Here is a 12,124-nt window from a genome sequence, read left to right as displayed (position 1 = left end):
AGAGAGCCAGAGCATGCACGCGACACCCCACGATCTCACCGTCGACAGCGGCGGCGACCAGTTCGTCGTCACCGGGGCGACGCCGCGGCTCTCCTGGAAGCCGGGAGACGGCGCGATCTGCGGCTTCGAGCTCGAGGCGGTGATCGACGGGGTGCGGCACCCGGTCGTGCTCGCGGACGGGCACCGCTACGTCGCTTGGCCGTGGTCCGCGCTGCACAGCCGCCAGCGGGTCGAGTGGCGGGTGCGTTCGGCCGAGGCGGGTGCCGAGTGGTCCGAACCGGCGTCCTTCGAGGTCGGCCTGCTCGACCAGGACTGGCGGGCGGCTTGGATCTCGCCCGTCGAGACGGATGATCCCGGCTACGGGAACCGCCCGGCGCACCTCCTCGGCGTGGAGTTCACGCTGGAGGGCGAGGTTCGGTCCGCGCGGCTCTACGCGACCGCCCTCGGTCTGTACACTGCAGCGGTCAACGGGGTGCGCGCCGGCCGAGCCGAGCTCTCCCCGGGCTCGACCTCCTACGACCGAACCCTGTACGCCCAGGCCTTCGACGTCGCCGACGCTCTGGTGACCGGCACCAACCGTCTCGACGTCGACCTGTCCGACGGCTGGTACCGAGGTCAGGTGGGGGCGTTCCGCATCCCGTCGGGCTGGGGCTCCGTCCTCGGTCTCCGCGCCGAGCTGCACGTCGACTTCGCCGACGGGAGCACCCTCGTCGTCCGTTCGGACGACCGCTGGGAGAGTCGGCCGTCCACCATCACCCGGGCCGACCTCATGGACGGCCAGACGGTCGACCTGACGGTGGCCGATGGGGAGGCTGCCGACGTACCGGTCTCGTCCGTGCTCATCGACGCCGTCGTGGACCCACCGGCCATCGACTGGTCGCCGGCGCCCGCCGTGACGGTGGTCGCGTCGCTCGCCCCGAGCAGCGTCCGCGAGCTGCGCGAGGGCGTGTGGGTCGTCGACTTCGGCCAGAACGCCTCCGGATGGCTCCGGCTCGGAGACCTCGGACCCGCGGGCACCCGGACCGGGATCGACTACGGCGAGTACGTCGGAGCGGACGGCGACCTCTCGACGACCCACCTCGACTCCCATCGACCCGGCGAACCAGCACGGGTCTTCCGGCAGCATGACGAGGTGGTCGCGGGGGAGACGCCGGCCGTCTTCGAACCGCGGCACACCGTCCACGGGTTCCAATACGTGCGGATCGTGCGACACGGCGCGCCACTCGACCCCGCGACGCTCTCGATGCAGATCGTCCACACCGACCTCCCGGTGGCCGGCCGGTTCGCGTGCAGCGACCCCGACCTGGACGAGCTCCACCGTCTCGCCGAGTGGAGCTTCCTCGGCAACGCCGTCGACGTCCCCACCGACTGCCCGACCAGGGAACGCCTCGCCTGGACCGGGGACTACCAGGTGTTCGTCTCCACGGCGACCCGGCTCCGCGATGTGAGCGGGTTCAGCCGGAAGTGGCTGCGCTCCGTCCGCGACGACCAACTCGACGACGGTCGCATCACGAACTTCTCGCCGGACGGTCGACGCATCAAGCAGCGACTCGACGACCAGTTCGCGATGATGACCGGTTCCGCGGGCTGGGGCGACGCGATCGTCGCGGTGCCCTGGGAGCTGTACCGCAGCTACGGTGACACCGAGGTGCTCGCCGAGAACTGGGACGCGATGGTCCGGTGGGTGGAGTGGGCGCTCGGCCGCGCGCGGGAGACGCGCCACCACGCACGCCAGCAGCACTCGCCGGAGCCCGAGGCGTTCGAGGAGTTCCTCTGGGACGGGACCTTCCACTGGGGTGAGTGGACGGAGCCGAGGGAGCGCGACGCCGACGGCAACGCCATCGACCCGATCGTCGACGACCCGATGGCGTGGTTCATGGCCGACAAGGGTGAGGTCGGCACCGCCTACCTCTTCCGTTCCACGTCCACGCTCGCGCAGATCGCGGCGATCCTCGGCCAGGACGACGTCGCGGCCCGCTACGCGCTGGTCGCCGAGCAGGTCCGTTCGGCCTGGCAGGCCGCCTACCTCCGGCCCGACGGCACCACCGAGACCGACACACAGGCTGCGTACGTCCGGGCGCTGTCCTTCGGCCTGCTCCCGGAGGACCTCCGAACCGCTGCGCTGGGTCGCCTGGTGGAGCTCATCCGGCTGGCCGGCACCCACCTCGGCACCGGCTTCCTCTCGACGGGGGACCTGCTCCCCGTGCTCGTCGAAGGTGGCCGTGCGGACGTGGCCTACGAGCTGCTCATGCAGCGCACGGAGCCCTCCTGGCTCACCATGGTCGACCGTGGTGCGACCACCATCTGGGAGGCCTGGGAGGGCATCGACGCGGACGGCTTCGCCCACGAGTCCCTCAACCACTACAGCAAGGGGACGTTCGCGCGCTTCCTCCACGAGTACACGCTCGGACTCCGGCAGGCCGAGGACTCGATCGCCTGGGACTCGATCGTCATCGCGCCGGTCCCCGGCGCCGGGATGTCGTGGGCGCAGGGCTCCCACGAGTCGCCGAACGGGACGATCGCGGTCCACTGGCGCCACGAGGGCGGGGAACTGCTGATCGACGCTGCGATCCCGGCCGCCACCACTGCCCGGATCCGCTTCCCCGACGGCACCGAGTTCCACGCCGGTCCCGGCCGCTTCAGCGCCCGCCGCCCGTTCCGCACCCCTGCGGCCGAGGCCTCGGTCGCCTCCATCTGACCATCGCACCACGAACGAGAGAGCATCGACGACCATGACGACGACCTTCCCCGACGGATTCCTCTGGGGCGCGGCGACCGCCGGCCACCAGATCGAGGGCAACAACGTGAACAGCGACTGGTGGGCCCGCGAGCAGTCCATGCCGGGCATGGAACTGTCCGGCGACGCCTGCGACAGCTACCACCGCTACCGCGAGGACATCGCCCTCCTCGCCGACGCCGGGCTCACCTCCTACCGGTTCAGCCTCGAGTGGTCACGGATCGAACCGGTGCAGGGGCACGTCTCGCGGGCGGAGCTCGCCCACTACCGGCGCATGATCGAGTGCTGCTTCGAGCACGGCGTCACCCCGGTGGTCACCCTGCAGCACTTCACGACCCCCCAGTGGTTCACCGAGCGAGGCGGCTGGTTGGCGCCCGACGCCTCGGAGCGGTTCCAGGCGTACGTCACGGAGGCGACCACGATCCTCGACGGCGTGGAGTGGGTCGTCACGATGAACGAACCGAACATGCAGGCCGCGATCATGACGGCCATGCGACGCATGCAGCAGGCCGGTGGCCAGTGGCAGAGCCCGACCGTCGAAGCCGAGGGGGAGCAGGAGCAGCAGACGCACAGCGACTTCCTGACCTATGCCGATCCGGAGATCGGACGGACCTTCACCGCCATCCACCACGCTGCGCGGAAGATCGTCCGGGAACGCACCGGCGCCAAGGTCGGCTGGACCATCGCGGCCGGTGCGCTCACCGCGGCCCCGGGCGGCGAGGAGAAGCTGCTCGAGATCCGGTACGGCAAGGAGGACGTCTACTGGGAAGGCAGCCGTGGTGACGACTTCGTCGGGGTGCAGGCGTACTCCAGTCAGCAGGTGGATGCGCGCGGACTCGTGCCGCACCCGCCCCACCCGGACAATACGCTCGTCGGCACCGCGTACCGCCCGGACGCCCTCGCGATGGCCGTCCGTCACGCCTGGGAGGTCACGGGAGGCGTTCCGGTGCTGATCACCGAGAACGGGATCGCGACCGCCGACGACGAGCAGCGGATCCGGTACACCCGGGAGGCACTCGAGGGTCTCGCCGGAACGATGGCCGACGGCGTCGACGTGCGTGGGTACCTCCACTGGTCGCTGCTCGACAACTTCGAGTGGGGCCACTGGGAACCGACGTTCGGTCTCATCGCCATCGACCGGGAGACCTTCGTCCGGACGCCGAAGCCGAGCCTGGCGTGGCTCGGCGGGGTCGCTCAGCAGAACGCGCTCGACACGGTCGGCGTCGCCGGAGCCTGATGACCGGGTGCGGGGTCCACACGCGTGGGCCCCGTCCCGTCATCGCCGGATCAGGACCGCTCCACGGGCCCGGTCGACTCCCGCATGATCAACGTCGTCACGCAGGTGGGAGATGGTCGACGCGTTGACGCCGGCCTCGCGGGCGTCGTCGTAGATGGTCGGCGCGGTGCATCACGCAGTGGTGCGGGCCGGTGTCTCCTCGGCGAGGGTGCCCTGTGGATCGTCCATGTCGTCCTCTGTCCGTCGTGCGTCGGAGCGCCGACACCGCGAGTGTGATGACAACTTCTGGCAATCGGTTGACAGATTTTGACTTGCTCGGTCAAAATAGCACGACCAACCCCTCGCACCGTCGCGGAGGAAGAAGGAAACGACACCCATGACGAACACCCCGGTCATCCCCGGCTATCACCCCGATCCCTCGATCTGTCGTGTCGGTTCGGACTACTTCCTCGCGACCTCGAGCTTCGAGTACTCGCCCGGCGTCCCCCTGTTCACGAGCACGGACCTCCGCTCGTGGCACCAGCTCGGCAACGTCCTCGACCGCGAGAGCCAGCTGACGGTGCGCACCGGAGTCGACGGCGCGAGCGGTGGCGTCTACGCCCCGACCCTGCGACACCATGACGGCCGGTTCTGGCTCACGACCACGAACGTCGACGAGATCACCAGGGGCCACCTCATCGTGCACGCCGAGCGTCCCGAGGGACCCTGGAGCGAGCCGGTCCACACGGAAGGCCTGATCGGCATCGACCCCGACCTGGCGTGGGGGGACGACGGCGTCTGCCGGCTCACCTGGGGTGACGTCATGCGCGGGTGCATCTCCCAGGTCGAGGTCGACCCGTCGACCGGCCAGGTCCTGTCGGAGCCCGTGGTGCTCTGGCGCGGCATCGGAACCGGGGACACCCATCCCGAAGGCCCGCACGTGTTCAAGCGCGGGGACTGGTGGTACCTGCTCGTCGCCGAGGGCGGCACCGGTCCCGGCCACATGGTGACCGTCGCGCGGTCGGCGAGCATCGACGGCCCGTTCGCGGGGAACCCCGCGAACCCGATCCTGTCGCACCGCAGCACGACCGACGCCGTCCAGTCCACCGGACACGCCGACCTGGTGGAGGCCGAGGACGGCAGTTGGGCGATGGTCCACCTCGGCGTCCGGCTGCGTGGATCGTTCCCGCGATGGCACACGAACGGCCGCGAGACCTTCCTCGTCGGCATCGACTGGGTGGACGACTGGCCCGTCGTCGTGGAGGACCGCTTCCCGGAGCCGACCCCGGAGACCTCGTTCGTGGACACCTTCGACGCCCCGACCCTGCACCCGCGGTGGATCGCCCCGGGCGTGGCCCCGGCATCCTTCGCACGGGTCCGGGACGGGCGGTTGCACCTGACGGCCGGGCGGGCCCCGGCCAGCCGCGACGCCGAGCACCTGCTGGCGGCACGAGCGCGTGACGAACAGTGGGCTGTGGAGGTGGTCGCGCCCGAAGGCGACATCGCGCTCGGCGTCCGCATCGACGACGCGCACCAGGCCGTGGTGCAGCGGGTCGGCGACCGCGTGACGGTCCGGGTCGTCATCGGCCCCCTCGACCAGGTCATCGCCGAACGGACCGGCGTCGACCGGCGTCAGCCGCTGACCGTCCGCGCCGTCGCCAACCCGCAGCAGCGTCCGGGCGCGCGCACCGGCCCCGACCGCATCGTCCTCGGCGTCGGCAGCGAGCCGGACGTGCTCGCCGACATCGACGGCCGATACTGCTCGACCGAGGTCGCCGGCGGGTTCACGGGTCGCGTGATCGGGACCGAGGCGCTCGGCGGCGACGCGACCGTCACCCGGTTCTCCTACAGCGCGCTCCACTGACCCCGACCCGCTCAGCCCGGCTCAGTCCCGCCCAGTCCCGACCCGATCCGCACCACCGACCGTCACCACCTCGCATCGTCGCGAAGAAGGAACCCCATGCTGAAACCCCGGTCCACCCCCACCCGTGACCTCTCGAACCTCGACGGCCTGTGGTCGTTCGCGCTCGACTCCGCCGCAGGCGAGCAGCCGTGGCTCGAGCGACTCCCCGGCTCGCTCGAGGTCGCGGTCCCCGCGAGCTACAACGACCAGTTCACGTCCGCCGAGATCCGCGACCACGTGGGCTGGGTCTACTACCAGCGACCGGTGTCCATCCCGCGCGGGTGGGACGGCGAACGCATCATGCTCCGATTCGACGCTGCGACCCACGCCGCGAGGGTCTACGTCGACGACGCCTTCGTCGGGGAGCACCAGGGTGGCTACACGCCGTTCGAGATCGACATCAGCGACCGGGTCCAGGCGGGGGCCACTATCCGCCTGACGGTCGCCGTCGACAACCAGCTGACGAACGTCACGATCCCCCCGGGCATCATCAGCGAGGCGCCGGACGGCCGCAAGCAACAGGCGGTGCTCCACGACTTCTACAACTACGCGGGGCTCGCGCGCTCGGTCTGGTTGTACAGCTCACCCAAGGTCCGGGTGGAGGACGTGACCGTCGTCACGGAGGTCGACGGCGCGGACGGGATCGTCACGTACCGCGTCGCGACCACGGCGCCGGCCGATGTCCGTGTCCGGGTGCTCGACGCCACCGGAACCGAGGTCGCGACCGGCGCGGGGGAGTCCATCACCCTCACCATCCCGGGCGTCACCCGCTGGCAGCCCGGCGCAGCCTACCTGTACGACCTCGTCGTGGAACTGTTCGACGACGAGACCCTCGTCGACAGCTACACGCAGGCGTTCGGCGTCCGCACGGTCGAGGTCCGCGGAGCGCAGCTCCTCATCAACGGCGAGCCCTTCTACTTCACCGGGTTCGGCAAGCACGAGGACACCGCCATCCGCGGCAAGGGACACGACAACGCCTACCTGGTCCACGACTTCCAGCTCCTCGACTGGATCGGCGCGAACTCCTTCCGCACCTCGCATTACCCCTACGCCGAGGAGGTGCTCGAGTTCGCCGACCGGCAGGGCATCGTCGTGATCGACGAGACCGCCGCGGTCGGGCTCAACCTCGGCGTGCAGGGCGGCCTCACGGGCATGCCGCCCACCCCGACCTTCGCGCCGGAGAACTTCGGCGGGGTGACGCGCGAGATCCACGCGCAGCACCTCCGAGAACTGATCGACCGGGACAAGAACCACCCGAGCGTCGTCATGTGGTGCATCGCGAACGAGCCGGCCTCGAACGAGGAGGGCGCGCGGGAGTACTTCGAACCGCTCGTCGAGCTCGCCCGCGAGCTCGACCCGACGAGGCCGCTCACCTATGCGGCGGTGATGTTCGCGAACGCGCAGAACGACACCATCGCCGACCTCTTCGACGTCCTCAGCATCAACCGCTACTTCGGCTGGTACGTGTTCACCGGAGACCTCGCCACGGCCGAGCACTACCTCGAGCAGGACCTCCGTGGATGGGCGCAGCGGTTCGGGAAGCCGATCATGATGTCCGAGTACGGCGCCGACACGATGCCCGGCCAGCACTCCGTGTGGGACCTGCCCTGGAGCGAGGAGTACCAGATCGACTACCTCGCGATGAACCACCGCGTCTTCGACCGCATCCCGGAGTTCATCGGCGAGCACGTGTGGAACTTCGCCGACTTCCAGACGTCACCCGGCATCCACCGGGTCGACGGGAACCGCAAGGGCGTCTTCACCCGCGACCGCAAACCGAAGGGCGCCGCGTTCTCGTTGCGGCGTCGCTGGACCGGACTCGACGGGTCGAAGCCCGGGCAGGCCACCGACGGAGTCGACGACGGCCGCTGACCCGTCCATCCGCGCGCGGCCCCTCGGGGGTGAGGGCCGCCGCGGGTGATCCTGACCCCGCACCACATCCCGCACCACCCGACCGAAGAAGGAACCCATGGGCATCAACGACGAGCTCACTCCAGAGGAGTCCTCACGCATCACCATCGCCGCTGCCACGGCGCGTCCCATGACCTCCGGCACCGCCGCAGGTCCCACCACCACCAACCTCCCGACGCCCGACGGCCCGACCCGTCCCGTGAGCGCCCGCTTCATCGTGACGATGATGCTCGCGAACTTCGGATCGTCCATGGCGTTCATCGTCCCGCTGTCCTATTCGCTGGCCCTCCGGATCCAGGAACTGGTGCCCGGCCATGAGGAGGTGTTGGGGTACGCGACGGGACTCGCGCAGGCGGTGTTCATCCTCACGGCACCGCTCATCGGCATCTGGAGTGACCGCACCCGCTCGCGGCTCGGTCGCCGCCGCCCGTTCATGCTGGGCGGGATCGTCTTCGGACTCGTCGGCCTGCTCGTCATCTCCGTGGCCCCGAGCGTGCCCGTCCTCATCATCGGGTGGATCATCGCCATGTTCGGCTGGGCCAACGTGGGAGCGGCGATCATGTTCCTCCAGGCGGACCTCGTGCCGGAACAGCAACGCGGCAAGATCTCCGGACTCACCGGCCTGACCGCCCAGGTCGCGCCGATCCTCGGCATCGGCATCGTCTACGCCGTGGTCGACATCAGCACCGTGCTCGTGTTCCTGCTGCCCGGTGTCGTCGGAGCGGTCACCGTGCTCGCGTTCGTCCTCCTCGGCAAGGACCCGGACTCGCGGGGCATGGCGCTGCCGGACGACCGCATCTCCCTGAAGAAGGTGTTCTCGAGCTACGCCTTCAACCCGCGGAAGTACCCGGACTTCGGGTGGAACTGGCTCGGCCGCTTCACGTTCTTCATCGGCCTGTACTTCAACACGAGCTTCGCGACCTTCTTCTACGCCCAGCGGCTCGGGCTGCCGGTGTCCGAGATCGCCGGCGCCGTGACCGTCATCGGCCTCCTCGGGGTCGTCGCCGCCGTCGTCGGAGCGCTCGGCGGCGGGTGGGTGTCGGACAAGCTGGGACGACGGAAGCTCTTCGTCCTCATCGGCGCGTTGCTCTTCGCGGTCGGCGCGGTGATCGAGGCCACCGCGTTCTCCTTCCCGCAGCTCGTCATCGGTGCCGTCATCATGAACCTCGCCCTGGCGGCGTTCGGAGCGGTCGACCAGGCCATCGTCCTGGCGATCCTGCCCGACCGCTCCGAGGCCGGCCGCTACATGTCGGTCGTGTCGTTCGCGCAGAAGCTGCCGAGCGCGATCGCGCCGCTCCTGGCCCCAGCGATCATCGCGATCGGTGCGGTGGACGGGGTGAAGAACTACACGCTCCTGTATCTCGTCGGCGGGGTGTTCGCCCTGCTCGGCGGGTCGATCATCCTGACGAAGGTGAAGGGCATCCGGTAGGTGGGTAGAGGGGCGTCCGTCAGCCGCCGTTCGACTGGCGGATGCCCTCGCCGAGCGCGGTGAACCGGTAGACGTACCCGCCGACTTCGCCGCTGACCGTCACGTACGCGTCGGTGGTCCCCGGTTCGATGGCGAGGTTCGTGGCCGATCCGACCCCGTCCTCGTCGTGCGGCATCTCCACGGTGGCGAGGTGCTCGCCCGTGTCGCTGTAGACGAGCACCGCCGCCCGCCCGTGGAGACCGAGGTAGAGGTTGCCGTCGGCGTCCACCGCGGCCGAGTCGACCTGCGTCGTCCCGCCGTCGAGGTGGAGCGCCGGGAACGCCGCCGCCACCCGCGATCCGGTCTCGTCCAGCCGGACGAAGTCGACCTGGTTCCCCGTGTTGTGCGTCACCCACAGGCCGTCGAACCCGGGCGTGAAGGCGACGCCGTTGGGGGCGGCGAGCCCGTCGGCGAGGACGCTCGGCTCGGCGGTCGAACCGTCGATCCGGATGAGCCGGCCCGACGCCTCCCAGTACGGCCGGTCGTACCCGGCGGAGTCCGTGACGTAGAGGTGCCCCGCCTCGTCGAAGGAGACGTCGTCCGGGTGGATCGGCGCCCCGTCGACGTCGCCCGCGAAGAACTGCCGGAGGTCGCCTCCGTCCGCCGTGACGCTGTCGATCCGGCCACCGATGAAGTCCGTGAGGTACAGGCGGTCGTCCACGGGGCTGAACTGCGCGGAGGTGTACGCGCTCGTCGAATCGGTGTGGACGGGCGTGACGTCGAGGGACTCGGTGTCGATCCGGAGCACCTTCGGTCCGCCGGGAGGTGCCGTGACGTCCACCACGTAGAGGTCGCCGTCGGGTCCGAACGTCGGGCCCTCGAGGAGTGTCATCCCCGTGAGTTCGTGCGGTGAGGTGACCTGGAGGAGTTCGGTGGCGGTGATGGTGGTCGCCCCTGCAGGTCCCGTCGTCGACGAGGCGGCGGGCGCGGTGGTGGCGGTGGTGCATCCGGCCAGCGTCGTCGCCAGGACGAGGCCGCCGAACACCCGGACGTCGCGGCGTCGCCACACGGCGGTGTCGGCGCTCATCGGCTCGCGCCAGCGGTCGCGGTCTCGGCGGTCACGAGCACCTCGTGCAGCCTGTTCGCCCGCCACTCGGCCAGCAACCGTCGGAACTGGAGCGGGCTGCCCGAGTACGAGGCGCCGGTCATCGACCGCGTCCCCTCCCCGTTGTAGTACCCGGGCGTGCAGGCGGCCTGGTAGGCGGTCACGTCTCGGGCGGTCCGGGCGATGGTCCGCACCCAGGCCTCCTCCGCTTCCGCCGTCGGCTCGACACGGACGACGTCCGCCGCGCGTGCCTGCTCGACGACCGCAGCGATGTGCTCGGCCTGGTCGCGCAGGATGTGCGCGAAGTTCACCGAGGTCGCGTTCTGGATCGGGCCCAGCTGGAACAGGTTCGGGAAACCGTGGGTCATGAACCCGTGCAGTGTCCGCGGTCCGCGGCCCCAGGCCTCGAGGAGGTTCCGACCGTCGCGTCCGACGACGGGCAGGGTGCCTGAGACGACGCCGGACACCCCGGCTTCGAACCCGGTGGCGAAGATGACGCAGTCGACCTCGTACTCGGTGTCGCCGACCACCACGGAGCCCTCGGTCATGCGTGTGATCCCGCCGTGGTCGGCGGTGTCGACGAGGGTCACGTTCGGGCGGTTGAACGTCTGCAGGTAGTGGTCGCTGAAGGCCGGACGCTTGCACATGTAGCGGTACCACGGCTTCAGGACGGCGGCCGTGGCCGGGTCCTCGACGACCGCGTCCACCCGCGCTCGGATGCGGTTCATCGTGGCGGCGTCCTGGAGCTCCTCGAGCAGCTCCCGCTCGTCGTCGGGGATCGTGGTGTCGACCCGCCCCGACAGCACCTTCCGCTGCAGCGTCGCCGTCGCCGTCCAGCCGTCGTCGATCAGCGACTCCTTGACCGGTTCGCCGGAGAGCACGGCGACGAAGTTGTCCATCCGTTCGCGCTGCCAACCGGGACGGAGCGACGCCGCCCAGTCCGGGTCCGTCGGCCGGTTGTCGCGGACGTCGACGGTCGAAGGCGTCCGCTGGAACACGATGAGCTCCTGGGCGTCGCGGCCGAGGTGGGGGATCACCTGGATGCCCGTCGCCCCGGTGCCGACGACCGCGACCCGCTTGTCCGCGAGGCCGGTGAGTCCGCCGTCCGCGCTTCCACCCGTGTAGTCGTAGTCCCACCGACTCGTGTGGAAGGTGTGGCCGCGGAACGTCTCGATGCCGGGGATGCCGGGGAGCTTCGGTTGCGTCAGCGTGCCGGAGGAGGTGATGACGAACCGCGCCGTCATGCGGTCGCCGCGATCCGTCTCGACGATCCAGTGGCCGCCGTCGTCATCCCAGGTGAGCCCGGTCGCGCGGGTCTGGAACAGGGCGTCGGGAAGGAGCCCGTAGTGCTCGGCGATCGCGTCGGCGTGCTGCCGGATCTCCTCGCCCGGGGAGTACCGCCAGTTCGGGACGGTCCCGATCTCCTCGAGCAGGGGCAGGTAGACCGAGGACTCGACGTCGCAGTGGATGCCGGGGTAGCGGTTCCAGTACCAGGTGCCGCCCACACCTCCGGCCTCGTCCATGAGCCGGATCGACTCGACGCCGGCGTCGCGGAGGCGTGCCGCGGTGAGCAGACCGCCGAATCCGGCGCCGATGATCAGCACCTCGACGTGGTCGGTCCGGGGCTCGCGCTCCTGCCAGGCGGTGTAGGGGTCCTTCGCGTAGTATCCGAACGCACCCGCGGCGCGGCGGTACTGGGCCTGGCCGTCGGGGCGGAGTCGACGGTCGCGTTCGTGGGCGTACGTCGCGCGGAGGGCGTCGAGGTCGATGTCGTCGGTCTCGGGGAGCGGGGCTGTCGTGGTCATGGGAAAAGCTTAGCTTTTGGCTAAGTAAATAGTCCTGGG

The 12,124-nt window shown here is 70.1% G+C and carries 7 protein-coding genes; 5 read left to right on the top strand and 2 right to left on the bottom strand.

The window, feature by feature from the left end; translation table 11 throughout:
* Window positions 1–13 precede the first annotated feature (13 nt).
* The 5 genes from ACQG07_RS00400 (at window position 14) to ACQG07_RS00380 (ending at window position 9,196) form a co-directional block, all read left to right on the top strand.
* Window positions 14–2,698: a family 78 glycoside hydrolase catalytic domain gene (locus tag ACQG07_RS00400; protein WP_426736853.1), complete on the top strand. Its 2,685-nt coding sequence runs from the start codon at window positions 14–16 to the stop codon at window positions 2,696–2,698.
* A gap of 34 nt (window positions 2,699–2,732) precedes the next feature.
* A complete protein-coding gene (locus ACQG07_RS00395) occupies window positions 2,733–3,974 on the top strand; it encodes a glycoside hydrolase family 1 protein (protein ID WP_426736852.1) in 1,242 nt (413 codons plus the stop codon).
* 376 nt (window positions 3,975–4,350) lie between these two features.
* A complete protein-coding gene (locus ACQG07_RS00390; protein WP_426736851.1) occupies window positions 4,351–5,817 on the top strand; it encodes a family 43 glycosylhydrolase in 1,467 nt (488 codons plus the stop codon).
* Window positions 5,818–5,913: 96 nt separating this feature from the next.
* Entirely contained in the window at window positions 5,914–7,728 is a 1,815-nt protein-coding gene (uidA, locus tag ACQG07_RS00385) for a beta-glucuronidase (protein WP_426736850.1), read from the top strand.
* Between the two features lie 97 nt (window positions 7,729–7,825).
* Window positions 7,826–9,196, top strand: a complete 1,371-nt coding sequence (locus ACQG07_RS00380) for an MFS transporter (protein WP_071259900.1) — start codon at window positions 7,826–7,828, stop codon at window positions 9,194–9,196.
* A gap of 19 nt (window positions 9,197–9,215) precedes the next feature.
* Here ACQG07_RS00380 and ACQG07_RS00375 read toward each other — a convergent pair whose 3' ends face one another.
* Window positions 9,216–10,262 carry an SMP-30/gluconolactonase/LRE family protein gene (locus ACQG07_RS00375; RefSeq protein ID WP_426736847.1) on the bottom strand — a complete coding sequence of 349 codons (1,047 nt, stop codon included), beginning with the start codon at window positions 10,260–10,262 and terminating at the stop codon, window positions 9,216–9,218.
* Complete coding sequence (locus tag ACQG07_RS00370; RefSeq protein ID WP_426736846.1) at window positions 10,259–12,085, bottom strand: flavin-containing monooxygenase; 1,827 nt, start codon at window positions 12,083–12,085, stop codon at window positions 10,259–10,261. The genes ACQG07_RS00375 and ACQG07_RS00370 overlap by 4 nt, the downstream gene beginning before the upstream one ends.
* Window positions 12,086–12,124 lie beyond the last annotated feature (39 nt).

The organism is Plantibacter sp. 2H11-2, assembly GCF_050031945.1.
GTDB classification, from domain to species: Bacteria; Actinomycetota; Actinomycetes; order Actinomycetales; family Microbacteriaceae; genus Plantibacter; species Plantibacter auratus.
Note: the sequence above shows the minus strand (reverse complement) of the source record. Positions and strands in the feature narration are given on the sequence as shown.

What these genes read in the sequence shown, in the direction of transcription:
- ACQG07_RS00400 (WP_426736853.1), top strand. Translation starts at nt 14, where the DNA reads ATGCACGCGACACCCCACGATCTCACCGTCGACAGCGGCGGCGACCAG.
- ACQG07_RS00395 (WP_426736852.1), top strand. Translation starts at nt 2,733, where the DNA reads ATGACGACGACCTTCCCCGACGGATTCCTCTGGGGCGCGGCGACCGCC.
- ACQG07_RS00390 (WP_426736851.1), top strand. Translation starts at nt 4,351, where the DNA reads ATGACGAACACCCCGGTCATCCCCGGCTATCACCCCGATCCCTCGATC.
- uidA (WP_426736850.1), top strand. Translation starts at nt 5,914, where the DNA reads ATGCTGAAACCCCGGTCCACCCCCACCCGTGACCTCTCGAACCTCGAC.
- ACQG07_RS00380 (WP_071259900.1), top strand. Translation starts at nt 7,826, where the DNA reads ATGGGCATCAACGACGAGCTCACTCCAGAGGAGTCCTCACGCATCACC.
- ACQG07_RS00375 (WP_426736847.1), bottom strand. Translation starts at nt 10,262, where the DNA reads ATGAGCGCCGACACCGCCGTGTGGCGACGCCGCGACGTCCGGGTGTTC.
- ACQG07_RS00370 (WP_426736846.1), bottom strand. Translation starts at nt 12,085, where the DNA reads ATGACCACGACAGCCCCGCTCCCCGAGACCGACGACATCGACCTCGAC.